The sequence below is a fragment of the Micromonospora olivasterospora genome (genome assembly GCF_007830265.1).
Taxonomy (GTDB): Bacteria; Actinomycetota; Actinomycetes; order Mycobacteriales; family Micromonosporaceae; genus Micromonospora; species Micromonospora olivasterospora.
Genome location: NZ_VLKE01000001.1, coordinates 4,572,240 through 4,596,220 on the forward strand (window position 1 = coordinate 4,572,240; position 23,981 = coordinate 4,596,220).

21 protein-coding genes and 1 pseudogene are annotated in these 23,981 nt (G+C 73.7%); 16 read left to right on the forward strand and 6 right to left on the reverse strand.

The window, feature by feature from the left end:
* The first annotated feature begins 129 nt into the window (after positions 1-129).
* A complete protein-coding gene (locus JD77_RS21190; RefSeq protein WP_145777708.1) occupies positions 130-735 on the forward strand; it encodes a TetR/AcrR family transcriptional regulator in 606 nt (201 codons plus the stop codon).
* Between the two features lie 112 nt (positions 736-847).
* Here JD77_RS21190 and lhgO read toward each other — a convergent pair whose 3' ends face one another.
* On the reverse strand, positions 848-2,044 hold the full coding sequence (lhgO, locus tag JD77_RS21195) for an L-2-hydroxyglutarate oxidase (RefSeq protein ID WP_145775856.1): 1,197 nt from the start codon (positions 2,042-2,044) through the stop codon (positions 848-850).
* Between the two features lie 118 nt (positions 2,045-2,162).
* On the opposite strand from lhgO, the gene JD77_RS21200 reads away from it, so the two are divergent.
* The 9 genes from JD77_RS21200 to JD77_RS21240 all read left to right on the forward strand — a co-directional run bounded on the left by JD77_RS21200 (position 2,163) and on the right by JD77_RS21240 (position 11,113).
* Positions 2,163-3,302, forward strand: coding sequence for a DegT/DnrJ/EryC1/StrS family aminotransferase (locus JD77_RS21200; protein WP_145775857.1), 1,140 nt, complete (start codon positions 2,163-2,165; stop codon positions 3,300-3,302).
* A 25-nt stretch (positions 3,303-3,327) separates the two neighbouring features.
* The gene (locus tag JD77_RS21205; RefSeq protein ID WP_145775858.1) at positions 3,328-4,260 is read left to right on the forward strand and encodes an NAD-dependent epimerase/dehydratase family protein; all 933 of its coding nucleotides are present in this window, start codon (positions 3,328-3,330) and stop codon (positions 4,258-4,260) included.
* 232 nt (positions 4,261-4,492) lie between these two features.
* Entirely contained in the window at positions 4,493-5,683 is a 1,191-nt protein-coding gene (locus JD77_RS21210; RefSeq protein ID WP_145775859.1) for a glycosyltransferase family 4 protein, read from the forward strand.
* Between the two features lie 2 nt (positions 5,684-5,685).
* Positions 5,686-6,312 carry an acyltransferase gene (locus JD77_RS21215; protein WP_145777709.1) on the forward strand — a complete coding sequence of 209 codons (627 nt, stop codon included), beginning with the start codon at positions 5,686-5,688 and terminating at the stop codon, positions 6,310-6,312.
* 34 nt (positions 6,313-6,346) lie between these two features.
* Positions 6,347-6,586, forward strand: a complete 240-nt coding sequence (locus JD77_RS21220; RefSeq protein WP_145775860.1) for an acyl carrier protein — start codon at positions 6,347-6,349, stop codon at positions 6,584-6,586.
* Positions 6,579-7,334, forward strand: a complete 756-nt coding sequence (locus JD77_RS21225) for an SDR family NAD(P)-dependent oxidoreductase (protein WP_145775861.1) — start codon at positions 6,579-6,581, stop codon at positions 7,332-7,334. The genes JD77_RS21220 and JD77_RS21225 overlap by 8 nt, the downstream gene beginning before the upstream one ends.
* Positions 7,331-8,752: an AMP-binding protein gene (locus tag JD77_RS21230; protein WP_145775862.1), complete on the forward strand. Its 1,422-nt coding sequence runs from the start codon at positions 7,331-7,333 to the stop codon at positions 8,750-8,752. The genes JD77_RS21225 and JD77_RS21230 overlap by 4 nt, the downstream gene beginning before the upstream one ends.
* A complete protein-coding gene (locus tag JD77_RS21235) occupies positions 8,749-9,798 on the forward strand; it encodes a LuxE/PaaK family acyltransferase (protein ID WP_145775863.1) in 1,050 nt (349 codons plus the stop codon). The genes JD77_RS21230 and JD77_RS21235 overlap by 4 nt, the downstream gene beginning before the upstream one ends.
* A gap of 76 nt (positions 9,799-9,874) precedes the next feature.
* Positions 9,875-11,113 (forward strand): acyl-CoA reductase, encoded by a 1,239-nt coding sequence (locus tag JD77_RS21240; protein WP_145775864.1) that lies wholly within the window; start codon positions 9,875-9,877, stop codon positions 11,111-11,113.
* Positions 11,114-11,168: 55 nt separating this feature from the next.
* Here the strand turns inward: JD77_RS21240 and JD77_RS21245 are convergent, their stop codons facing one another.
* Positions 11,169-12,236, reverse strand: a complete 1,068-nt coding sequence (locus tag JD77_RS21245) for a lysylphosphatidylglycerol synthase domain-containing protein (RefSeq protein ID WP_145775865.1) — start codon at positions 12,234-12,236, stop codon at positions 11,169-11,171.
* A gap of 201 nt (positions 12,237-12,437) precedes the next feature.
* Here JD77_RS21245 and JD77_RS21250 point away from each other — a divergent pair, with 201 nt between their 5' ends.
* The 4 genes from JD77_RS21250 (at position 12,438) to JD77_RS21265 (ending at position 18,673) form a co-directional block, all read left to right on the forward strand.
* Positions 12,438-13,538, forward strand: coding sequence for a DegT/DnrJ/EryC1/StrS family aminotransferase (locus tag JD77_RS21250; RefSeq protein ID WP_145775866.1), 1,101 nt, complete (start codon positions 12,438-12,440; stop codon positions 13,536-13,538).
* Entirely contained in the window at positions 13,535-14,500 is a 966-nt protein-coding gene (locus JD77_RS21255) for a Gfo/Idh/MocA family protein (RefSeq protein WP_145775867.1), read from the forward strand. Before JD77_RS21250 ends, JD77_RS21255 begins: the two co-directional genes overlap by 4 nt.
* A gap of 567 nt (positions 14,501-15,067) precedes the next feature.
* Positions 15,068-16,699 (forward strand): DUF6077 domain-containing protein, encoded by a 1,632-nt coding sequence (locus JD77_RS21260; RefSeq protein ID WP_145775868.1) that lies wholly within the window; start codon positions 15,068-15,070, stop codon positions 16,697-16,699.
* 216 nt (positions 16,700-16,915) lie between these two features.
* The gene (locus JD77_RS21265) at positions 16,916-18,673 is read left to right on the forward strand and encodes a CDP-glycerol glycerophosphotransferase family protein (protein WP_211372623.1); all 1,758 of its coding nucleotides are present in this window, start codon (positions 16,916-16,918) and stop codon (positions 18,671-18,673) included.
* Positions 18,674-18,735: 62 nt separating this feature from the next.
* On the opposite strand, the gene JD77_RS21270 is transcribed toward JD77_RS21265, so the two are convergent.
* Positions 18,736-19,278, reverse strand: a complete 543-nt coding sequence (locus JD77_RS21270; RefSeq protein WP_145775869.1) for an acyltransferase — start codon at positions 19,276-19,278, stop codon at positions 18,736-18,738.
* 152 nt (positions 19,279-19,430) lie between these two features.
* Positions 19,431-19,769: a DUF952 domain-containing protein gene (locus tag JD77_RS21275; protein WP_145775870.1), complete on the reverse strand. Its 339-nt coding sequence runs from the start codon at positions 19,767-19,769 to the stop codon at positions 19,431-19,433.
* Between the two features lie 168 nt (positions 19,770-19,937).
* Between JD77_RS21275 and JD77_RS21280 the strand changes: the two are divergent.
* Positions 19,938-20,309: pseudogene (locus JD77_RS21280) on the forward strand (response regulator transcription factor); the annotation flags it as partial.
* A 34-nt stretch (positions 20,310-20,343) separates the two neighbouring features.
* Here JD77_RS21280 and yaaA read toward each other — a convergent pair.
* Together yaaA and JD77_RS21290 are read right to left on the reverse strand one after the other, a co-directional pair.
* Entirely contained in the window at positions 20,344-21,141 is a 798-nt protein-coding gene (yaaA, locus tag JD77_RS21285; RefSeq protein ID WP_145775871.1) for a peroxide stress protein YaaA, read from the reverse strand.
* 51 nt (positions 21,142-21,192) lie between these two features.
* Positions 21,193-22,803, reverse strand: coding sequence for a hypothetical protein (locus JD77_RS21290; protein WP_387226183.1), 1,611 nt, complete (start codon positions 22,801-22,803; stop codon positions 21,193-21,195).
* A gap of 125 nt (positions 22,804-22,928) precedes the next feature.
* Here JD77_RS21290 and JD77_RS21295 point away from each other — a divergent pair, with 125 nt between their 5' ends.
* The gene (locus JD77_RS21295) at positions 22,929-23,969 is read left to right on the forward strand and encodes an App1 family protein phosphatidate phosphatase (protein WP_246141319.1); all 1,041 of its coding nucleotides are present in this window, start codon (positions 22,929-22,931) and stop codon (positions 23,967-23,969) included.
* The last annotated feature ends 12 nt before the right edge of the window (positions 23,970-23,981 follow it).

Genomic DNA, 23,981 nt, shown 5'->3' on the forward strand with positions numbered 1-23,981 from the left:
CGCTGCGTGGAAGGTAGTCCAAAACACGTCGGGACGCAACCGTACCGTCGTTGCGCTACATTGTTCCACGTGACAGCCGAGAAGAGCCACGTGACCAGCGGGAAGCGGCGCCGGCCGGCGGGCGCGGCGGTGCTCCGGGGGGAGATCACCACGGCCATCCGGCGCGCGTTGATGCAGGAGCTCGCCGCCGTCGGCTACGGCCGGCTCTCCATCGAGGCGGTCGCCCGCCGGGCCGGGGTCGGCAAGACGGCGATCTACCGGCGGTGGAGCTCGAAGCTGGAGCTGGTGCTGGAGGTCGTGGCCGCCGCCGCCGGCAGCAAGCTGCCCGCGCTGGACACCGGCACGCTGCGCGGCGACCTCACCCTGCTGTTCCAGGTGCTGGCGCACGCCCTGCGCCACCCGCTCGCCTCGCAGATCATCCCGGACCTGCTCGCCGAGGCGGCCCGCAACCCGGAGATCGACGAGACCCTGCAGGCGCTGCTGCGCGCCAAGCAGCAGGAGATCGGCGGCTCGCTCGTCGCCCGGGCCGTCCGGCGCGGCGAGCTGCCGGCCGACACCGATCCCGACGCGGCCGTGGACCTGATCGTCGGGCCGCTGTACTGGCGGCTGGCCATCGCCCGCACCGCGCCGACCGAGGCGTACCTCGACGCGCTGGTCGAGGCGGTGGCGGCCGGGCTCGGCGCCGCCCCGACCCCGCCCCGGCAGCGCGCCGTCCTGCCCGCCGCCCCCGCCTGAGCCGGTCCGCCTCCGCGCGGCCGCGCCGCCGACCCCACCCCCGAGGGGCCCGGCCACGGCCGCCGCGCGACGTGCCCGGCCCCCGGCCCCGGCTACCGCCGGGCCGCGGGCGTCAGCGCGGCGCGTCCAGCGGCAGCCGGGAGACGATGTGCCGGGCGATCTCCAGCGAGCTGGTCGCGGCGGGGGAGGGCGCGTTGAGCACGTGCACCTGCCGGTCCGCCTCGACGATCAGGAAGTCGTCCACGAGGCCGCCGTCGGGCCGGATCGCCTGGGCGCGCACCCCCGCGCCGGCCCGGACGATGTCGTCCGTGGTCAGTTCCGGGACCAGCCGGGCCAGGCTGGCGGCGAACCGTTTCCTCGACAGCGACCGGGCCACCTCGGTCAGGCCGTACCGGTAGTGCCGGCGGCCCAGCGCCCACAGGCCCCGGTAGGTCAGCTCGTCCCAGACGTCGCGCGGGCTGAACCGCCCCCACGAGTAGCCCTCCCGGGCCGTGGCCAGCACGGCGTTCGGGCCGGCGTGCACGCTGCCGTCGATCATCTTGGTCAGGTGCACCCCGAGGAACGGGAACTGCGGATCCGGCACCGGGTAGATCAGCCCGCGCACCAGACCGCGACGCTGGGGGGTCAGCTCGTAGTACTCGCCCCGGAACGGCACGATCCGCACCGGCGTCGGCACCCCGGCCAGCCGGGAGATCCGATCGGCGTGCAGGCCCGCGCAGTTGATCAGCACGTCGCCGACCACGTCGCCGCCGGTGGTGTTCACCACCACGCCCTCGGGCCGGCTGGCGACCCCGGTCACCTCGGTGCGCGTACGCAGGTCGGCGCCCCCGGCGGCGAGCAGCCCGGCGAGCGTGCGGCAGACCGCCCCGAAGTCGACGATGCCGGTCGAGGCGACGTGCAGCGCGGCCACCGCCGCGACGTGCGGCTCGTACTCGGCGGCCTCCGCCGCCTCGATCAGCCGCACCGGCAGGCCGTTGGCCACCGCCCGTTCGTGCAGCGCGTGCAGCCGCGGCAACTCCGCCGGGTCCGTGGCCACGATCAGCTTGCCGCAGATGTCGTACGACAGCCCGTGTTCGGCGCAGAACTCGACCATCGACGCGCTGCCGGCCCTGCACAGGGTCGCCTTGAGGCTGCCCGGCTTGTAGTAGACCCCGGCGTGGATCACGCCCGAGTTGTGGCCGGTCTGGTGGGCCGCCCAGCCGGCCTCCTTCTCCAGCACGGTCACCGAGTCGCCGGGTCGGTCGGTCATCAGCCGGTGCGCCACGGCCAGGCCGACGATGCCGCCACCCACGACCACGAACCTCGTCATCTCGTCTCCCCTGCCGGCGCCGACACAGATCGTAACCGCCTCCCCGGGCACGCCCGATTCGCGCCCGTCCCATGCAGGTGGCCTAGACTGCTGCGGGTCCAATTTCCCGGGGAGACACATGTCTGAGGTCATCGCGCTCGGTCAACCCACGGTCGGTGACGCCGAACTCGCCGCCATCGCCGAGGTCTTCGCCTCCGGCTGGCTCGCGGGGTCCGGTCCCACCAGCCGCCGGTTCGAGGAGCGGTTCGCCGCCGCCGTCGGCACCCGCCACGCCCTCGCCACCAGCAACTGCGGCTCGGCGCTGCACCTCGCGCTGCTCACCCTCGGAGTCAACCCGGGTGACGAGGTGATCGTCGGGGACTACACGTTCCCCGCCACCGGCCACTCGGTGCTGTGGACGGGGGCCAAGCCCGTCTTCGCCGACGTCCGTCCGGACACCTGGACCGTCGACCCGGCCGCGGTCGAGGCGGCGGTCACCCCGCGCACGGTCGGCATCATCGCCGTGGACGCGTTCGGCCAGCCGGCCGACTACGACGAGCTGCGGGCCATCGCCGACCGGCACGGGCTGTTCCTGGTCGAGGACGCCGCCTGCTCGGCGGGCGCGACGTACAAGGGGCGCCCCGCCGGCAGCCTGGCCGACGTGGCCACGTTCAGCTTCCACGGCCGCAAGGGGATCACGGCGGGGGAGGGCGGCGCGTACGTCACGGACCGCGACGATCTCGCCGCGCACGCCCGCAAGCTGCACACCTACGGGGTGGAGGGGGCGCTCACCCGGGCCGAGCTGTCCCACCTGCCGATCCCGACCTTCACCGAGCTGGGCTACAACTACCGGCTCTCCGACGTGGCGGCGGCCATCATGATCGCGCAGCTCGACCGCCTGCCGGACCTGCTCGTGGCGAAGCGGCGCACCGCCGCCCGCTACGGCGAGCTGCTCAAGGACCACGAGCTGATCACCACGCCGTACGAGGCGCCCGACCGCGAGCACCCGTGGCAGTCGTACGTGGTCACTATCGATCCCTCGGTGGACCGCGGCGCGGTCGCCCTCGAGTTGCGTCAGCGCGGCGTGCAGTGCACCTTCGGGACGTACGCCTCGCACGTCCAGCCGCTCTACGGCCAGACGGCGCCCTGCCCGGTGTCCGCGGACCTGTTCGCCCGGCACCTGGCCATCCCGATGCACGCCAACCTCACCGACGCCCAGGTCGAGACCGTCGCCGCCACCCTGGTCGACGTCGTCAACAGCGCGGCCACCGGCCGCTGATCCCCCAGGAAGGACACTGTCCGACATGTCGAAGCAGACCGTCTTCATCACCGGAGGCGCGGGCTTCATCGGCCTGCACGTGGTGCCGTTGCTGTTGGAGAAGGGCTACCGGGTCCGCATCTTCGACAACATGTTCCGCGGCGACCGGGACCGGGTCGCCGAGCTGGTGGCCACCGGCGACGTGGAGCTGATCGACCAGGACGTCCGCTACGGCGGCGCCGTGCACGCGGCCATGAAGGGCTGCGAGTACGTCATCCACCTCGCCGCCGTCTCGATCAACAAGAGCCAGGCCGACCCGTACGAGTCGATCGACATCAACATGGTCGGCAACCACAACGTCTTCGCGGCCGCCGCCGACCACGGCGTAAAGCGGCTGGTGTTCGCGTCCTCCGCCTCGGTGTACGGCGACCCGAAGAAGCTGCCGATGCACGAGGACGACCGCCTCGACCCGCTCACCCCGTACTGCATCTCGAAGCGGGCCGGCGAGGACCTGCTCGGCTTCTACCAGCGCAGCAAGGGCCTGAACTGGATCGCCCTGCGCTTCTTCAACGTGTACGGCCCGGGCCAGAAGCCGACCGCGTACTACACCTCAGTGATCAACCACTTCGTGAAGCGGCTGAAGAACGGCGAGCCGCCGGTCATCGACGGCAAGGGCGAGCAGTCGATGGACTTCATCCACGTGCACGACATCGCGCGCTCGGTCGTCGCCGCGCTGGAGGCGGAGCAGGGCAACGTGCCGGTCAACATCGGCACGGGCATCGACACCTCCGTCGCCACCCTGGCCGAGATCCTGATCAAGGCGGTCGGGGTCGACGTCGAGCCGCAGTTCAACCCGCGTGAGGTGCTGGTCAGCCGCCGGGCGGCGGACATCACCCGGGCCCGCGAGGTGCTCGGGTGGGAGCCGACCATCGCGGTCGAGGACGGGATGACCGACCTGATCAAGACCGAGGTGGCGTGACCCAGCCGCCGTCCGCCGGGGGCCCGTCGTCGCACGGGCTCCCGGCGAACCCGTTTCTCCGGCAGGGCCGGGCCCCGCGTCGGTCACGCACGGTTGGAGCCGTTCACCGGTCGCCGCAGCGCTGAGGTAGCGTAGGCCCCCGTCGCCATCCGGCAGATCCACCGGCCTGCCCGTACGATCCAGCGGTGGGCCCGGGCCACGCCCCCACACCGACCCGACAGGAGTTACCGCTGTGCGGATCGCGGTCGTCAACAACTTCTTCCCACCACGTCCCGGTGGGAGTTCGCACCTGGCCGCCGCCCTGGCGGAGCGGTACGCCGCGGCCGGTCACGAGGTCCTCGTCCTGACCGCCGCCTACGAGGGCGCGCCGGCGGAGGAGCAGCGGAGCGGTTACCGCGTCGTCCGGCTGCCGGCCATGCCGATGCCGAAGCTGGGCCTGTCCATCGACTTCGACATGGCCTTCGCGCTGGCCCGACCCGGCAACCTGCGCCGGGTCTCCCGGCTGCTGGCCGAGTTCAGGCCCGACGTGATCCACCAGCACGGCCAGTTCTTCGACCTGAGCTGGATCTCCGGCTGGTACGCGCGTCGCCACCGGGTGCCGGTGCTGCTGTCCATCCACACCCGGCTGGAGAGCCCCGACCCGAAGTACGCCGCGCTGTTCCGGACGCTGGACCGGTTCCTGGTCAAGCCGATCATCACGCGGTTCCGCCCCCGGTATGTGATCATGGACGAGTTGGCGGCCCACTACTGCGCGGAGCGCTACGGCGCGACCACGGCGGACTTCGACTACATCCCGGTCGCCGTCGAGCCGAGCCGATTCGAGGGCACCCCGGAGACCGACGTGCGCGCCCGGCACGGCGTCGGCGACGGCCCGCTGATCGTGTCGCTGGGCCATGTGATCCCGCTGCGGGACCGGCTGGCCCTGGTCGAGGCGCTGCCGGCCGTCCTGGCGAAGCACCCGGACACCAAGGTGATGATCATCGGCCGGGTCTACTACGACGCGTTCGCCAAGCGGGCCGCGGAGCTGGGCGTCGGCCACGCGATCATCACCACCGGCGTCGTGCCGCCGGCCGACGTGCCGGCCTACTTCGCCGCCGCCGACGTGGTGGCCCACGACCTGCAGGGCGGCGGCTTCGGCACCGCCAGCCTGGAGGCGATGGCCGCCGGGCGGGCGACGATCGGCACGGTCACCGAGACGAACTTCCCGGCCGTGCGGCTGCGCAACTGGGAGAACTTCGTGCTGGTCCGGCCGAACGCCCCGGCCGACCTCGCGGACGCGGTGATCCGGCTGCTGGACGAGCCGGAGGAGCGGGAGTGGATCGCCAAGCGGCAGCGCGATCTCGTGTACTCGCACTTCACCCTCGACGTGGTCACCCGCCAGCATCTGGACGTCTTCGCCCGGATGGTGGGGGAGCGGGCGTGAGCATGTTCTCCGACGACGAGCGCAGCAACCGGCTGCGTGCCGGCATCGTGAACGACTTCGTCGGCGGCTTCCTCAACGACGTCGAGCGGGCCCGCTTCCTCGGCCTGCCCGAGACCACCCGGATCCGGGAGCGTACGAAGATCGTCAGCCCGGAGAACCTGGTCATGGGCGAGCACTGCTGGATCGGGGAGAACACCGTCCTGGACGCGAGCGGCGGCCTGGAGATCGGCGACCACACCAGCATCGGGCTGAACTGCCTGGTGTTCACGCACTCCAGCTGGCTGGCGAACATGACGCTGGAGAACTACTCCGGCAGCGACCTCATCGAGCGCAAGCCGGTCAAGATCGGCAAGGGTTGCTTCATCGGGGGCAACAGCGTGATCATGATGGGTGTCACCATCGGTGACTGCGCGACCGTCAGCCCCCTGTCGGTGGTGACCAAGGACGTTCCCGCCTACAGTCTGGTGTCGGGCAACCCCGCCCGCGTGTTCCAGCGCTACGACCAGGAGCACATCAAGGCCGAGGCGGAGCGGGTCCGCGCCGAGAACGCCGCCCGGCGGGCCGCGGCACAGGCGCGCGGAGAGGCACCCGTCTGGGGCTCGCCCGCGGTGCGCCGTGACGGGCAGTGACCATCCCTTAGCGATCAACGGAGTAAATGCGATCATGACTCTCACCGACCGCCTGCGTACCGTCTTCGTGGACGCCCTGGAGCTGCCCGAGGGCACCGACGTGGAGAGCCTCACCTACCGCGGCATCGAGCAGTGGGACTCCCTCGGCCACATGACCCTGGTCGGCGCGATCGAGGACGAGTTCGACGTCCAGCTGGAGACCGAGCAGGTCATCGACATGAGCAGCTTCAAGGTCGCCCTCGACATGCTGCGAGGTCTCGGCGTCGATGAGTGAGCTGACCGGTCGGGTGGCGCTCGTCACGGGCGGCACCCGGGGCATCGGCCTGGCCACCGCCCGCGCCCTCGTCGAGGCCGGTGCCACGGTCGTCGTCACGGGCCGCGACGCCGACCGGGCCGAGGCCGTGGCCAAGGAGTTCGGCGGGCACGGCCTGGGCCTGGAGGCGGCGGACTTCGACTCGGTCGGCGCGGCGGTCAAGCAGGTGGCCGCCGAGCACGGCGGGTTGGACGTGCTGGTCGCCAACGCGGGAATCATGGAGAGCGGTCTGCTCGGCATGGTCCGCGCGGACGACGTCCGCCGCACCCTGGACGTCAACGTGGCGGGCGCGGTCGCGGCCGTCCAGGCGGCGAGCCGGGCGATGGCCCGCAGGCGCAGGGCGGCCGACGGCACCGAGCGGCGGGGCGGCTCGATCGTGCTGCTCGCCTCGGTCGTCGGCACGTACGGCGCGGCCGGCCAGTCCGTGTACGCGGCGTCGAAGGCCGCCGTGGCCGCGCTGGCCCGCTCCGCCGCCCGCGAGCTGGGCCCCCGGGGCATCCGGGTCAACGCCGTGGCGCCCGGGGTCATCCGCACCGACCTCACCGCCGGGCTGCCGGCCGAGGTGCTGGACCGGCAGGCGGCGGCCGCCGCGCTCGGTCGTCTCGGTGACCCCGAGGAGGTGGCGGACGTGATCCGGTTCCTGGCCGGCGACGCGGCCAGGTACGTGACGGGCCAGGTGCTCGGCGTCGACGGAGGGCTGGTTCCGTGAACCTGGTGGCCCCGTCCGCCCGGCTGATCGACGCCGCCACCGGCGAGGTCCTCGGCGGCGCCGACCTGGCCGCCGAGGTGGAACGGCACGCCGCCGCGTACGGCGCGGTGCCACCCGGGGTGGTCTTCGCCCGCAGCGGTACCTCGGTGCCCGCCGTGCTGCGGTACGCCGGCGCGCTGGCCGCCGACCGCCCGGTGGCCCTGCTCGACCCGGGCCTGGAGCCGGGCGTGCTCGCCGACTTCGTGCGTCGGTTCGAGCCGGCCGTCGTGGTCGGCCTCGCCGAGGGCGGCGCCGGGGCCAGCCCGGGGGAGCGGCCGAAGCAGTACCGCGAGGTCGACGACCCGGCCCTGGGCCCGGTCTGGGTCCGCGAGCGCCCCTCGGCGGATCAGCCGCACCCGGACCTCGCGGTGCTGCTGGCCACCTCCGGCTCCACCGGCGACCCCAAGTTCGTCCGGCTCTCCCGCACGGCCGTCGGGTCGAACGCCGCCGCGATCGCGCGGGCGCTGGCCATCGGGCCGGACGAGATCGCCCCGACCAGCCTGCCGCTGTACTACAGCTTCGGCATGTCCGTGCTGAACAGCCACCTGGCCGCCGGGGCGACCGTGCTGGTGGTCGACGGCGGGGTGCTGGCCCGCGAGTTCTGGCAGGCCGTGCAGGCCCACGGCGCGACGTCGCTGGCCGGGGTGCCGTACAACTACGAGATGCTGCACCGGATCCGGTGGAGCCCGGCGAAGTACCCGTCGCTGCGCACGCTGACCCAGGCGGGCGGCAAGTTGCGCGACGAGATGGTCCTCGCCTTCCACGAGAAGATCGCCGCGGTGGGCGGCCGGTTCCACGTCATGTGGGGCTGCACCGAGGCGGCACCCCGGATGAGCACACTGCCGGCCGACGCGCTGCCCGAGCGGGTCGGCTCGGTCGGCCCGGCGCTGGACGGCGGGTCGTTCACCGTCCTCGGCCCCGACGGGGCGGAGACCGACCGTCCCGGCGTGGTCGGCGAGCTGGTCTACCGCGGCCCGAACGTGATGATGGGGTACGCCGAGAGCTCGGCCGACCTGACCCGCGGCGACGAGCAGGGCGGGGTGTTGCGCACCGGCGACCTCGGCCACCTCGACTCCGACGGCTTCGTCTGGCTGCGCGGCCGGCTCAAGCGGTTCGGCAAGATCTTCGGCATCCGGGTGAACCTGCACGACATCGAGGAGATGGCCCGCGACCAGGGGCCGGTCGTGGCGGTCTCCGGCCCGGACAGGGTCGTCGTGTTCGTCGAGGGGATCACCGACGACGACGCGAAGGCGCTCGCCGGTCGGCTGTCGGAGCGGCTCAAGCTGCACCGGTCCGGCTTCGACGTCCGTACCGTCGAGCGGTTGCCGCAGCTGCCGAACGGCAAGATCGATTACCGCTCCCTGGAGGCGCTGGTATGACCCTGTTCACCCTCGACCAGGCGGCGCGCGAGGCGAAGCTGCTGCCCGAGCTGGTCGAGCTGACGGAGCACCACCGGGCCAACAGCCCGGAGTACGCCCGGCTCCTCGCCTCCCTGGGGCACCTGCCCGGCCGCCGGTACGACCGGGTCGCCGACCTGCCCTGGCTGCCGGTGCGCCTGTTCAAGCACCATGCCCTCAAGAGCATCGGAGCCGACGAGGTCTTCAAGGTGCTCACCTCCTCGGGCACCACCGGTGACGTGAGCCGGATCTTCCTCGACAAGGAAGCCGCCGGCGTCCAGCAGAAGATGCTCTCCGCCACGCTGGGCACGGTGATCGGGTCGAAGCGGCTGCCGATGCTGCTGGTCGACACGAAGGCGCTGTTCAAGAACCGGCAGTCGTTCTCCGCGCGGGGCGCCGGGGTGCTCGGCCTGATGAACTTCGGCCGCGACCACACCTTCGTCCTCGACGAGCACGACCAGCCCGACCCGGACGCGGTGCGCGCCTTCCTCGACAAGCACGGCGACCAGCCGTTCCTGATCTTCGGCTTCACGTTCATGACCTGGCTCTACCTCTACGAGCTGGCCCGGGACCACAAGCTCGACCTGAGCAACGGCATCCTGATCCACAGCGGCGGCTGGAAGAAGCTGGTCGACCGGGCGGTGGACAACGCCGAGTTCCGCCGCCGGTTCAGCGAGGACACCGGGCTGACCCGGATCCACAACTTCTACGGGATGGTCGAGCAGATCGGCCTGACCTTCCTGGAGGGGTCCGACGGCGGCGGCCTCTACTGCCCCGACTTCTCCGACGTCATCGTCCGGGACCCGCGTACGTGGGAGGAGGTGCCGGTCGGCACCCCGGGCGTGGTGCAGGTGATCAGCACCCTGCCCCGGTCGTACCCCGGGCACATCCTGCTCACCGAGGACCGGGGCGTCATCCACGGCGTCGACGACGGCGTCTGGCCCGGCAAGCGGTTCTCCATCCTGGGCCGGCTGCCCCGGGCCGAGGCGCGCGGGTGCAGCGACACGTTCGCGGAGGCGGCGGCATGAGCGAGCGCAGCGAGCGAATCATCGGGCACAGCGCCGAGGTGGCTCATGCCGGTGCCGAGCGCAGGGAGGCGGCGGCATGAGCGGCAAGGTGATCGAGCGGTTCCCGGCGGGCGGCGCGATCGGCGTCGACGACCTGGTCGCCGCGCTGCGCGCGGCCCCGGCCGGCGGGCCGCTGACCGTCGGCGACGACCGGGTGGTGGAGTTCCTCGTGGCGTTCGCCCGGCGGCTGCTGCGGCCGGCGGTCGCCCGCCGGTACCCGGAGCTGGCCTCCCTCGGGTTCTTCCTCCGCCGGGGCGAGATCGCCAAGACGCTCGACCGGGTCGGTGACGAGCCGGGGCAGCTCCGCTTCCCCCGGGGGCTGGTCTTCCACGTCCCGCCGGCCAACGTCGACACCATCTTCGTGTACTCCTGGGCGCTGTCCGCGCTGGCCGGCAACGCCAACGTGGTCCGGATCTCGTCCCGGTCGGCCGGCGCGGCCGACGCGGTGCTGGACGCGCTCAACGACACCCTCGCCGACGCCGACGAGGCGGTGCGGCAGAGCCAGCGGCTGGTCACGTACGGCCGGGACGACGCGGTGACCGCCGCGCTGTCGGCCGCCGCCGACCTGCGGGTGATCTGGGGCGGCGACCGGTCCGTCACCGAGATCCGCCGGCACCCGCTCGCGCCGCACGCCCGGGACCTGACGTTCCCGGACCGCTCCTCGTTCACGGTGATCAGCGTGGCCGGCTGGCTGGCCGCCGACGAGCGGGACCGCGACGCCGCCGCGCTCGGCTTCTACAACGACTCGTACTGGTTCGACCAGGCGGCCTGCGCCTCGCCCCGTACGGTGTACTGGGTCGGCGACGCGGCCGCGGCCGAGACGGCCCGCGCGGACCTGATGGCCCGGCTCCGGGCGGTGCTGGACGCCAAGCGGCCCGAGATCGACGCCGCCATGGCGGTCGAGAAGCGGGTCGCCACGTACGGCCTGGCCATCGAGGGAGCGGCCACCGCCATCCACTTCGACGGCAACGACCTGGCGACGGTCGACCTGGCCGAGCCGGGCGGCATCCCGCGTCGCTGGCTCGGCGTCGGGACGTTCCCGCAGGCCCGGGTCGACACGCTCGCGGACCTCGCGCCGGTGGTGGTCCGCCGGGACCAGACCGTGACGCACTTCGGGTTCTCCGCCGACGACCTGGTGGCCTTCGCCCGCACGCTCGGCGGCCGGGGGGTGGACCGGATCGTTCCGGTCGGCGACGCGCTCAACTTCGCCGCCACCTGGGACGGGTACGACCTGATGCGCGAGTTCACCCGGATCACCACCGTGACCACCCGCTGACGGCCGCACGCGGAAGGGGCCCGGTCAAACCGACCGGGCCCCTTCCGCGTTTCCGCTACCCGGCGGCGGGGGACGCCTGGGCTCCGCCCTCCCGGCGCAGTTGCCGCAGCCCCGACAGGGCGGCCAGGCCGGCGGCGGCGACGTCGGCGATCGTGAAGATCAACCGGGACGCCAGCGCGATGCCCATCGCCGCGCCGACGCCGCCGTTGCCCTCCAGGAACGGGGCCAGCGCGGCCACCAGCACGGCCTCCCGTACGCCGAGCCCGGACGGGGAGAGGAAGGCGAACATGCCCACGGTCATCGCGATGGCGAACGAGCCGACGCTGCGCAGCAGGCCCTCCATGCCGGGGGCGGCCTGGGCGTTCGCCAGCAGCCACAGGTGCACGCCGAACAGGCCGTAGCCCAGGGCGCTCCAGCCGACCACCCGCAGCACGCCGGGCCAGGTCAGCCGGTGCTCCAGCGGCGGGCGGCGGAGCACCTTCAGGGTGAGCTGGACGAGCGCCGTGAGCACCCGCGGCAGGGCGCAGACCAGCGCGATCGGGAACAGCACCGCCACGATCCAGAGCGCCACCCGCACCGAGTCGGCGTACGTGGAGTCGTCGCCGGCCGCCGCCTCCCGCAGCGCGGGCAGGCTCAGCAGGCCCAGGCCCAGCGCGGCGGTCACACCGAGGCCGAGGGAGACCAGGGTGGCCAGGAAGGCCCGGGCGCGCGGCAGGCCCGCGCGCCTGCTCAGCTCGACCTGGAGCACGTACGCCCACACGCTGCCGGGGATGTACTTGCCCAACTGGCCGACGAGGCAGATGCGCAGGGCGGCGGTGACCGACACCCGGTGCTCCAGGTCACCCACGGCGGCCCGCCAGGCCATCGTGTTGGCGACCATCCCGAGCAGCGCCGCCAGCACCGACAGGGCCACCGACTGCCAGGCCAGGCCGAGCCACGTCGACCGGACCTGGGGCCACTGGCTGACGACGCTCCAGACCATCCCGGCGGCGATGGCGACGATGACGACCACCCGTACGCCCAGCGACAGCCACCGCCGCAGCGGGCTGGCCGGGGCCGGCGGGGCGTCGGTCGGGGCCGGCGCCGCGGCGGGGGCGGTCTTCCGCGTGGCCGTCTCTACCATGCGATACCTGCCTCCGCGTCGTGTTTCGCCCGTCGCCGGGCTGGGGTGGTCGGAGCAACGCACTACACTAGCCCAGGCCCCGCGCCCGGACGTACCCCGGCGCGCTCCGAGTGGAACCTCCCGACGGCGGACCACCCGTGTCGTCGAAGGCCGCCGCTGTTACCGTCGGCTCGCTGCCACCGACCCCCGAGGAGAGACGCTGTGATCCCCATTTCCGTGGTCAGACTCGACGAGGCGGCCGAACAGTTGGCGGTCGAGGTGATCCGCTCCGGAGTGCTGGCGCAGGGTCCGATGGTCGCGCGGCTGGAGCGGGAGTTCGCCGACCTGGTCGGGGTGGAGCACGCGGTCGCCGTCAACAACGGCACGACCGCGCTGGTCGCCGCCCTGGAGGTGCTGGACCTGCAGCCGGGCGACGAGGTCGTCACCAGTCCGTTCACGTTCGTCGCCACGCTGAACGCGATCCTCGAGGCCGGCGCGACCGCCCGGTTCGCCGACATCCGCGAGGACGACTTCTGCATCGACCCGGAGGCGCTGGCCGCCGCGGTCGGGCCGCGGACGAGGGTGGTCATGCCGGTGCACCTGTACGGCCAGCCGGCCGACATGGGCGCGATCGTCCCGCTGGTCGAGCGGCACGGGCTCGGCCTGGTGGAGGACACCGCGCAGTCGCTGGGCGCGACCGTCGACGGGCGCGGCGCCGGCAGCTTCGGCCTCGGCACGTTCTCCCTCTACGCCACCAAGAACCTCACCACGGGCGAGGGTGGCATGATCACCACCAACGACGCCGCGCTCGCCGACCGGCTGCGGGTGCTGCGCAACCAGGGCATGCGGCAGCGCTACCAGTACGAGGTCGCCGGCCACAACTACCGGCTCACCGACCTCCAGGCCGCCCTCGGCATCCCGCAGCTCGCCAGCTACCCCGACAACGTCAAGCGGCGCAAGGACAACGCGGCCCGCCTCTCCGCCGGCCTGGCCGACGTCCCCGGCCTGCGCCTGCCGACCGAGCTCCCCGGCCGCTCGCACGTCTGGCACCAGTACACGGTGCTGGTCACCGACGCCGCCCCGGTCAGCCGCGACGAGGTGATCGCCCGGCTGACCGAGCAGGGCGTCGGCTGCGGCATCTACTACCCGAAGACGGTCTACGACTACGACTGCTACCGCGAGCACCCCCGCGTGGTCGCCGACCCGGCCCCGGTGACCGACCGGGTGGTCCGGCAGTGCGTCTCCCTCCCGGTGCACCACCACCTCGCCGACGGCGACGTGGACCGGGTGGTCGAGGCCGTGCGCAAGGCGGTGGGCGCGTGACCGCCCCGGTGCGCTTCGCCCTGGTCGGCACGGGCGTGATGGGCTCCCTGCACGCCCGGGTCGTCTCCCAGTCCGACCGGGCCCGGCTGGTCCGGGTGATCGAGCCCCGCGAGTCCGTGGGCCGGGAGGTCGCCGACCGGTACGGCGCGCAGTGGGCGCCCGACCTGGCGGACCTCGCCGACGTCGACGCGGTGGTCCTCGCCGCGCCGACGGAGCTGCACCACGACCTCGCCGGTCAGGTGCTCGCGGCGGACAAGCCGCTGTTGATCGAGAAGCCGGTCTGCGGCAGCCTCGGCGAGACCGAGGACGTGGTGGCGACGGCCGAGAAGCGGGGCGTGCCGCTGCTGTGCGGGCTGCTGGAGCGGTTCAACCCGGCGGTGCTGACCGCGTTCGCGCTGGTCGACCGGCCCGTCCACCTGACCGTCACCCGGCACTCCCCGTACGCGCCGCGGATCCGTACGGGTGTGGCGTGGGATCTGCTGGTGCACGACGTCGACCTGGCGATCCAGGCGTTCGGCGGGCAGGAGCCGACCTCGGTGCGGGGGGCGCTCGGCTACTTCCACCCGGACTCGGTGCCCGGTGCCGAGGACGTCGCCGAGGCGGTGCTGACGTTCGGCAACCGGGCCCTGGCCAACGTCTCCGCGAGCCGGATCGGCCAGCGCAAGGTCCGCACGCTGGTGATCAGCGAGGTGGACCGGCTGATCGAGGCGGACCTCATCCGTCGGGACGTCACCATCTACCGGCACGTGTCGCTGGACGCGGCGACCCCGGACGGCCGTGGTTACCGGCAGCAGTCCATCATGGAGGTGCCGGAGCTGATCTCGAACCGGGAGCCGCTGGCCGCCCAGCTCGACCACTTCCTCGACATCCTCGACGGACGGGCCGACGCGGACGTGGCGCGCCAGGCGATCCTCCCGGCGCACCGGGCGGTCGGCCAGCTCTTCGCCGGCGACTCCCACTGAGTCCCGCGGGCCGGGCCCGGCCCCGTGTCGCCGGGCCGGCCCGGTGAACGCGTTCGGGTACGCTGCCGTCGTGCGGCGGGCCGGCCATCACCGGCCCGCGGCGGGGTGGGGCCCGCCCCGAGAGCGAATCTTCCCACTCGACCAAGAACAAGGACACCCTGTGTCGACCGTCGCAAACGACGCTCTGCCTGCGGAGGACCAGCGAGTGCCGGACGAGCAGCGCACCGGCGTCCACGACGCCGGGCGGCGGTTCGGGGCCCTCGTGGCGTCCCTGCCGCGCCGGATAACCGATGCGTCCGTGCTGGCCTTCGCGCTGTTCACGATCCTCTACCACGCGGCGTTCCTGGTCGCCCTGCGGCCGTCGGTGACGTTCCTGGTCTGGCTCGTCTGCTGTGCCGGGCTCGGCGTGCTGGCGCTGGTCCGCGCGCTACGGCGACGGGCGACCGCGGCCCGCCGCCCGCCGCGGTCGACCCCGCGCCGGGCGGGTCGCGCTGGTGGTGGATCGCCGGCGGTGTCGGCGTCCTCGCCGCCGGCACCGCGGCCGTGGGCGGGTGGATGCCATGGTGGGTGCCGGCTGCGCTCGGGTTGTTCGCCTCCGTGGTCGTGGTGCTGCAGGCCCGCCGGGCGTGGCTGGTCCGCGCCGACGCGGCGGAGCCGGCGGCGGGCGGCTGGCAGGCGACGTACGCGCTGCTCGTGTCCGTCGGGGTCGCCGTCTCCTCGCTGTTCATGGCCCGCAACACCAAGGACGACGTCTTCTACGTCGGTAAGTCGGTGTGGGTGGCGGAGCGGGACATCGTCCCGCTGCGGGACTTCCTGTTCACCGAGAACGTCGCCGCCCCGCTGAGCTCCCAGCCGCCGATCTCCTCGATCGAGGTGTTCGCCGGGGCGCTCGGGCGGTTCCTGGGCATCCACGCGGCCTCCGCCACGTGGTACGTGCTGCTGCCGGTGCTCGCCGTGCTCGCGGTGCTCGCCCTGTGGCGGCTGGTCCACCGGTGGGCGCCCCGCCGGCCCGTGCTGGCCTTCACGGTGGCCGTCGCCTACCTGTACCTCGTGGCCGGCTCGGACGCCGCGCTCGGCACGTTCCACCTGCCCCGGCTCTACGAGGGCAAGGGCATGTTCGTCTCGGCGGTGGTCCCGCTCATGTGGGTCTACCTGACCGACTGGTTCGAGTCGCGGTCGAGGTGGAAGCTGTTCCTGGTGGGCGCGCTCTCGGTGGTGGCGACCGGGCTGACGTCGACGTCCGCGATGATCCTGCCGCTGCTGGTCGGTGCGGCCGGCCTGGCCATGCTCCTGGTCGGCCGCTGGCGGGACGCGCTGACCGTCGGGGTCGTCGCGCTGGTCTATCCGATCGGCGCGGTGGTCGTGTCGCGGCTGGCGCTCGGGCCCGTCGCCGCCGCCGGCGAGGCTCAGTTCTTCGACGCCGAGGGCACCTACCGCCGCACCCTGCTGGTCGGCGTGCTGGGGGTCGTCGGCGGGCTCGCCCTCTGGTGTGCGCCCATGCTCGTCCGGCGGCGGACACCGAGGCTGCTCGCGGCGAGCGCGGCGGTGACGATGAGCGTCCTGTTCGTGCCCGGGGTGCTGGAGGCGCTCGGCGCGGCCAGCGGCATTTCGGCCGTTCTCTGGCGGGTGCCCTGGATCCTCGCCCTGCCCGGCCTGGTCGGGATCCTCTGCACCCTCGAGCTGCCGAGGGTGTCCCGGCTGGCCAGCGGTGCCGTCGCCGCGGCGCTGGTCGCGTCCTTCGCGTTCTTCGGCACGCCGATGTGGTCCAAGGACAGCTTCGTCGAGGTGGCGCCGCACCCGATCTGGAAGCTGCCGCAGCAGCGTCAGAAGATCGTCTTCTGGATCGACGGGCTGGACCGTCAGCCCGGCCTGCTGCTCGCCCCGTCGACCCTGATGCGCATCTCGCCGATCATCAGCAGCCGGCTGCGGGTGGTGCTGCCCCGCGACGGCTACCTGATCGAGTACGACCAGAACTCCGACTTCGTGCGGGACCGCCTCCGGCTGGCCAAGTTCGCCGACGGCACGGAGATCGCCCCGCTGCCGGAGCTGGCGGCGTCGATCGAGCGACTGGACGTCACGACCATCTGCGTCTACTCCGTCAACCGGGCCGCCCGCGACGCCGTGGTGCAGCTCGGCTTCGAGGAGTTCGCGAGACGCAAGGCCCCGGGCGCGGTGCGGTGCTTCCGGCAGAACGGATGACCGTGCCGAGCGGGACGGTGGGGGACTGACCCGCCCGCAACGGGAAGAAGCCCCCAATACCCCAATAGAACGGCCTCAGCGTCTCGCGTTAAGGTCTGAAAGCGAATGGGGCCGTGTACGACGAACGGGTGGACCCCGCTGCTAGCCGTACTGAACGTCGAGGCCGGCCCCGGTGGGGTCGGCCCCGTCGCCGATCGCGTCTGGGGAGAGTGACCGTTGTTCGGCAAGTTGATGGGACCGGCGGGAGTGGCCGCTCGCGGGGCCGTGCTGCTGCTGTTCTATTTGATCGCCCTCGTCGCGGGGGCGCTGGGCGCGGTCTGGTTGTTCGCGGTGGCCGCGGTCGTCGCCGTCGCCGGTGAGTTCACCCTGTCCCGGTGGTCGGCGCCCACCATGACGCTGCTGGAGAAGGTCGGCCTCGGCCGGGGCTACCGCCAGTTGACCCGCGACCTCTCTGCCGTCCTGCTCGTCGTCGCGACCCTCCGTCCCACTCCGGTGCAGCTGACCGCGGTCCTGCTGCTGCCCGCCGTGGTCTGGGTGATCTCGGCCTTCGCCGGCGCGCTGGACAAGATGATCGAACGGCGCAACCCGCTCTCCGCGATGGTGCGCAACATCGAGCTCGGCCGGCTGCGCTCCGCGCCCCGCCCGCCGGAGTGGGCGTCCGGCGTCGCCGGCGAGCAGCTCGCCATGGTCAACGTGCTGCTGGTGCCGGCGGTGGTGCTCGCGGCGGTGCGGGGCGACGTCGCCCCGGTGCTGGCGGCCGGCGCCGCCGCCGTGCTGTCCGCCGCGGTGACGGGCGCCATCGTCGCGCTGACCTGGCTCCGCGGGCGGGGCATGGGCCAGAGCCCCCTGCTGCCGGCGGTGCAGCGGTGGCTGGACACCTACCGGCCGGAGGTCGCCCTCTACTTCGCCGGCCCCGCGAAGGACGTCTACCAGGCCAACATGTGGCTGGCGCCGACCGAGGCCCTGGAGCGGCGGGCCGTGGTGCTGATGCGCAGTCGGGAGGCGTTCCAGGAGTTGGCCGACACGCGGCTGCCGGTGATCTGCGTGCCGGCCGGCCCGGACTTCATGAACCTGGAACTGGGCAGCGTCCGCGCCGCGCTCTACGCGGCGAACGTCGGCGCGAACATCCACATGCTCCGCGAGCCGGGCACGAAGCACGTGTTCGTCGGGCACGGCGACAGCGACAAGCAGGCCAGCGTCAACCCGTACAGCAAGGTGTACGACGAGGTCTGGGTGGCCGGGCTCGCCGGGCGCGAGCGGTACGCCCGGGCCGGCGTGGGCGTGCTGGACGCCGACATCGTCGAGATCGGACGGCCGCAGCTGGCCGGGGTGCACACGTTCGGCTCCGAGGCGGCCGACCGCCCCTTCACCGTGCTGTACGCCCCGACCTGGGAGGGCTGGCTCGACGACGACCCGTACCACACCTCCCTGGTGCTGATGGGGGAGCGGATCGTCAAGGGCCTGCTCGCCACCCGGCCGTCGCTGCGGCTGATCTACAAGCCGCACCCGCTGACCGGCACCCGCTCCAAGGCGGCCCTGGCGGTGCACCAGCGGGTGACGGAGCTGATCCGGGCGGCCGGCGGCGACACCGACGCCACCTCGCTCGACGGCCCCGGCCACCGGGTGGTCACCGGCCGGGTCCCGGCCCTGTTCGACTGCTTCAACCAGACCGACCTGCTGATCAGCGACATCTCCAGCGTCGTGTCCGACTTCGTGCAGAGCCAGCGGCCGTACGTGGTGGCGAACCCGAGCGGGCTGCCCGAGGACGAGTTCCGCCGCACCTTCCCGACCGCCCGGGCGGCGTACCTGCTCCCCGCCGACTGCGGCGAGCTGGAGAAGATCCTCGCCGTCACCCGGGCCGGCGACGACCCGATGACCGAGGCGCGCCGCGAGCTCAAGGTCTACCTGCTCGGCCCGGACGAGCCGAACCCGATGGAGCGGTTCCGCCAGGAGATCGGGCGGCTCTGCGGCTGACTCCGCGCACCCGACGCGGACAGGGGGACGGCGAGAGCCGTCCCCCTGTCGTCGTTCGACTCTCAGCCGTGCCGCGGCGGGCTGGCCACGTCCCGCGAGACGACCTCGCCCTTCTCGTCCACCCAGCCCTTCGGCCGGGCCGGGTTGCCCGCAACGAGCTGGTAGGGCGCCACGTCTCGGGTGACGACCGCACCGGCGGCGATCATGGCGTACTCGCCGACCTCGATCCCGCAGACCAGGGTGGCGTTCGCGCCGATGGAGGCGCCACGGCGGACGAGCGTCGGCGTGATGGTCCAGTCCGGGTTCTGCGCCCGGGGGCGGAAGTCGTTGGTGAAGACGGCGCAGGGGCCCACGAAAACCTCGTCCTCGATGGTCACGCCCTGGTAGACCGAGACGTTGTTCTGGATCTTCACCCGGTCGCCGACGGTCACGTTCGCGTCGACGTACACGTTGCGACCGATCACGCAGCCGGCGCCGACCTGCGCGCTGGACCGGATGTGGGCCAGGTGCCAGACCTTGGTGCCGTCGCCCACCCGGGCGCCCTCCTCCACGTCGGCGGTGGGGTGGACGAAAACCGGGACGGACCGGTCGGGGGTGTCAGTCATCCTTCAACTCGCATGGGTCGGGGCGCCTCGCGCCAACGGGAGACGCGTCGGACGCGCGGCGGGTGGGCCGTCGCCCGCGCGGGTGTGCTGCCGCGCCGCCAGCGAACCGTGACCGGCCGCCCGGACGGGCTCGGTCGAGCATAACGGTCCGTTCAGGGCAGCAGGCGCGCCACGGCGTCGGCGGCCGGGGTGTCCGCCGGCAGCGCGTGGGCCTCGACCACGGCGGCCACCGGCAGCGCCCCGTACAGGTGGGGGAAGAGGTCCCCGCCCCGCGACGGCTCCCAGCGCAGCCGCCCGCCGAGCGCGTCCGGGTCGACGGCGAGCAGGGTCAGGCCGGTGGCGCCGGCGAAGTGCCGGCGGGCGGTCTCCACGACCTGACCGGCGGCGGAGAGGTGGATGAAGCCGTCCTGGTGGTCCACCGCCGAGCCGGCGAAGTGTCCGGCGTCGCGGGCGGCGTCCCACTCGGCGGTGGTCAGCAGTTTGTAGATCACCCGGGAAGCGTACGGCGGGCCCCGCCCGGTGGTCAGGAGACCGGCCGCGGGGCCGCCGGGACGGCCCGGCGCGCGCCCGTCCCGGCGGCCGACGGCCGGGTGGCCCTCCCGCCCCGCGTCGGCTTCTGGGACGATGCGCCGGGTCGGTACGAGGAACGGGGGTCCGGGTTGCGCATCCTGCTGGTCGAGGACGACCGTCGGGTGGCCGCCGCCCTGTCGTCAGCCCTCACCCGTCGCGGCTACGAGGTGGAGCACGCGGCGACCGTCGCGGCGGCCCTCTCCGCGGCGCCCTGCGACCTGGTGCTGCTCGACCTGACCCTGCCCGACGGCGACGGCACGGACCTGTGCCGCGCCCTGCGTCGGCGCAGCGCCCAGCTCGGCATCATCGCCGTCACCGCCCGGGGCGAGGAACGCGACCGGGTCCTCGGCCTGCGGCTGGGCGCCGACGACTACGTCGTGAAGCCGTTCTCGATGGTGGAACTCCAGGCGCGGATCGAGGCGGTGCTGCGGCGCGCCGCGCACGCCGCGCCCGAGCGGAACGGCGCCGTCAACGGATCCGCCTGTTTCCGGGCTGTTACAGCTGGGTCACCACGACGTCCACCGCCCGGGGGCGGCCGGCAACCGGCGGCTGCACCAGCACCGTGTACTTGAGGTCCCGCAGTGCGGTCACCAGCCCGCCCGCGTCGCTGGGGCGGGCGCCCGCGGTGAGCAGGTCGCGGACCAGCCGCCCCTTCGTCGCCTTGTTGAAGTGGCTGACGACCGACCGGACCGGCCCCTGCGGGGTGTCCCGTTCGTGCAGCACCCGTACCGTGACCGTCCGCTCGGCCAGCTCGCCACGGGGGGTCCAGGTGGCCGCGTACGCGCCGGAGCGCAGGTCCAGCACCGGCCCGCCGCCGGCCGCGGCCTCCATGGCGGGGGCCAGCGCCCGCCGCCAGTACGCCGACAACGCCCCCACACCGGGCAGCCGCGCCCCGATGGGGCAGCGGTACGGCGGGATCCGGTCGGTGAGCCGCACCGCCCCCCACAGGCCCGAGCTGACCAGCACCGACCGGCGGGCCGCCCGTTGCGCCGCCGGGGGCAGCGAGGTCAGGTCCAGGGCCTCGTACAGCACCCCGGTGTAGATGCGGCCGGCCGGCGCGGTGGCCGCCCGCTCCAGCCGGGCGTTGCGGCGCAGCTCCCCGGCGAGCCCCGGCGTGAGCCCCAGCGCGTCGAGGGCCGCCGCCTCGTCCCCGGCCCCGCAGAGCCCGACCAGCTCGGCGAGCACCACCGACCGGGCCGGGTTCAGCTCCGGCAGGGACAGCCGGGCGAGGTCCAACCGCCGGCCGGTGCCGGACTCGGCCTTTCCCTCAGACGGCGGCAGCAGGATGAGCATCGGCGACTCCTCGGTGCGGCGGTGGCGCTCGGGCCAGCGTACGGCCCACGGTCAGCGCCACGGCCGCACGGCCGTCTCCGGGTGGTACACGCGATAGCCGCCCACCTCGGCGACCAGGGCCCGGCCGGCGCGGCCCCCGAGCAGCCCGCGCAGCCGGCGGTCGGCCGGGCCGTCCGCGGCGAACACGTACCCGGGCCGGTCGGCGCGGGCCACCTCCCGCCAGTACGGCTGGTACCGGTTCTGGCCCGGCGTCAGCTGCGTGTCGAGCACCCCGCACACCACGGCCTCGGCCGTGTCGAAGACCAGCCGGTTGCAGGTCCAGTACTCCGCGTACACGGCGCGCAGCCCCGCCCGCCGGACGGTCTCGGCCAGCTCCCGGGCGCGCTGCTCCTCGCCCCGCAGCGGCCCGATCATGGCCACGAAGTCGCCGGTGGTCACCAGCACGGCGGCGGTCAGCCCCGCCAGCGCGGCGGCGGCCGACGCACCGGCCAGCCGGCGGAAGACGCCCGCGGTGCCCCGCCAGGCGCTCGCCGCCGCCGTCCACAGTGGCCACACCACCATCGGCAGCGAGAGCTGCAGCACCGACAGGTAGCGGGCGTTGCCCAGCGGCTCGGTGGCGGCCAGCGGGCTGCGGACGTACGCCGCCAGGGTCAGCGCGGCCCCGCCGACGAGGGCGAGCTGCGCGACCGGCCCGACCCGCTCCGCGCGGCCCGCGGCCCGCCGGTACGCGACCAGCGCGAGCGCGGCGGCGGCCGCCAGCAGCAGCGGGTAGAGCAGTCCGAACCACTGCGGCCCCCGGTCGCACCCGGTCATGGGGCACAGGCCGCTGGCCAGCGGCACGCCCTGTAGCAGCCCGCCCCGCAGCCGGTCGGCCAGCGGCGGGGCCGGCCCGGTGGTCGCGCTGATCGTCCGCAGCACCGACAGCGAGTCCTGGCCGGGCGGGGCGGTCAGGTTGTACTGGATCAGCGGCGCGCCGCCGAGGGCGACCCCGCCCAGCAGCAGCGCCGCCGACCGGCCGAGCAACTCCCGGCGCAGCGCCCAGGCCAGCACCAGCCCGGCCACCGCCAGGTACGGCACGATCAGCCAGTCCGACCAGATCGCCAGCCCGGCGAGCAGGCCGGCGGCGCCGACGGCCAGCCGCCGGGCCGCGATCCGCCCGTCGGCCAGCCCCACGGCGATCAGCAGCACCAGCACCACCGCCGGCTTCGCCTCGGCCCGCCCCCCGACCGCGGTGAGGTGGTCCCGGACGACGCGCTCGGGGCCCAGCGCGAGCAGGCCCACGACGAGCGCGGCGAACCACGGCGTGCAGATCCGGCGGGTCAGCCGGTACATCGCCCAGGCGAACAGCGCCCAGAGCGGAAGCAGCGGCAGCCGCAGGACGACCCAGCTCGGCCCGGTCACGGCGAACAGCGGCGCCGCCAGGTAGGACTCCAGCATGCCCATGTAGTGCTGGCCGTACAGGAAGACCGGGCGCTCCCGACCGGCGGCGATGTGCATCGCGGCCAACCCGAAGGTGGCCTCGTCGCTGTTGGAGGCGGGCACGGTGAGCAGCGCGAGCGCCAGCCGGTAGCCGAACCCGGCCAGCCCGAGCACGAGCGCGACGAGCGCCGGCCGGTCGAGCGCCGGGCGCCACCGGCGGCGGTGTTCCACAGTTGTCGACACGACCAACGCCCCCGTCGTCGTAACGAACGGAGTGCGCCAGGCGTTCCGGGTGGTTCTTCGCAAACCAGATGGAAGTGGCCTCCGCTCGCGTGGCCGCTCCCGTCGACGTGTGGCAGGGTTGCAGCGTGCCGCCGACACCCGCTGGCCAGTTGGCCGTACCGCACCTGCACCGGGCCGCGCGGATCGAGGACGCCGTGCACAACCTGGTGGAACGCCGGCTGCGGCGCACCGGGTGGAAGATCAACATCGTCGCGTACGCCGGCTACGGCGCCCCGGGCTGGGCGCGGGTGCTGTGCCGGGTGCTGCTCGGCCGCCCCGACACCCGCGCCCGCAAGCGGCCCGAGAAGGTCCGCGGCTGGCGCAGCTTCACCACCCTGCCCGCCAAGTACGCGACGGTCACGATCGAGGCCGGCGGGGTGCGACACGAGACGCGGGCCGACCGCAGCGGGTTCGTCGACACCGTGGTCGAGGCCGACCTGACCCCCGGCTGGGCGTCGGTACGGCTGAGCGTGCCCGACGCCGAGCCGGTCGAGGCGCTGATCCGGGTGCTCGACCCGAGCGTGCGGTTCGGCATCCTCAGCGACATCGACGACACGGTCATGGTGACCGCGCTGCCCCGGCCCCTGCTGGCCGCCTGGAACACCTTCGTCCTCGACGAGCACGCCCGGGCCGCCGTGCCCGGGATGGCGGTGCTGTACGAGCGGCTGGTCACCGCCCACCCCGGCGCGCCGGTGTTCTACCTGTCCACCGGGGCCTGGAACGTGGCGCCGACCCTGACCCGGTTCCTGTCCCGGCACCTCTACCCGGCCGGGCCGCTGCTGCTCACCGACTGGGGGCCGACGAACGACCGCTGGTTCCGCAGCGGCCGCGAGCACAAGCGGGCCACCCTCGCCCGGCTGGCCCGGGAGTTCCCGCACGTCCGCTGGCTGCTGATCGGCGACGACGGCCAGCACGACCAGGAGGTCTACCGGGAGTTCGCCGCCGGCCACCCGGACAACGTCGCGGGGGTGGCCATCCGCCGGCTCTCGCCGACGCAGGCGGTGCTGGCCGGCACCCTGCCCGCCCCGGCCGGGCGTCCCTCGTCCGGCCCGGTGGGGCAGAAGTGGCTCTCCGCGCCGGACGGCGCCGGGCTGTGGAAGCTGTTGCGCGAGGCCGGCCTGGTCTGACGCGGCCGGCCC

What these genes read in the sequence shown, in the direction of transcription:
- lhgO (WP_145775856.1), bottom strand. Translation starts at nt 2,044, where the DNA reads ATGACGAGGTTCGTGGTCGTGGGTGGCGGCATCGTCGGCCTGGCCGTG.
- JD77_RS21200 (WP_145775857.1), top strand. Translation starts at nt 2,163, where the DNA reads ATGTCTGAGGTCATCGCGCTCGGTCAACCCACGGTCGGTGACGCCGAA.
- JD77_RS21205 (WP_145775858.1), top strand. Translation starts at nt 3,328, where the DNA reads ATGTCGAAGCAGACCGTCTTCATCACCGGAGGCGCGGGCTTCATCGGC.
- JD77_RS21215 (WP_145777709.1), top strand. Translation starts at nt 5,686, where the DNA reads ATGTTCTCCGACGACGAGCGCAGCAACCGGCTGCGTGCCGGCATCGTG.
- JD77_RS21220 (WP_145775860.1), top strand. Translation starts at nt 6,347, where the DNA reads ATGACTCTCACCGACCGCCTGCGTACCGTCTTCGTGGACGCCCTGGAG.
- JD77_RS21225 (WP_145775861.1), top strand. Translation starts at nt 6,579, where the DNA reads ATGAGTGAGCTGACCGGTCGGGTGGCGCTCGTCACGGGCGGCACCCGG.
- JD77_RS21235 (WP_145775863.1), top strand. Translation starts at nt 8,749, where the DNA reads ATGACCCTGTTCACCCTCGACCAGGCGGCGCGCGAGGCGAAGCTGCTG.
- JD77_RS21240 (WP_145775864.1), top strand. Translation starts at nt 9,875, where the DNA reads ATGAGCGGCAAGGTGATCGAGCGGTTCCCGGCGGGCGGCGCGATCGGC.
- JD77_RS21245 (WP_145775865.1), bottom strand. Translation starts at nt 12,236, where the DNA reads ATGGTAGAGACGGCCACGCGGAAGACCGCCCCCGCCGCGGCGCCGGCC.
- JD77_RS21270 (WP_145775869.1), bottom strand. Translation starts at nt 19,278, where the DNA reads ATGACTGACACCCCCGACCGGTCCGTCCCGGTTTTCGTCCACCCCACC.
- yaaA (WP_145775871.1), bottom strand. Translation starts at nt 21,141, where the DNA reads ATGCTCATCCTGCTGCCGCCGTCTGAGGGAAAGGCCGAGTCCGGCACC.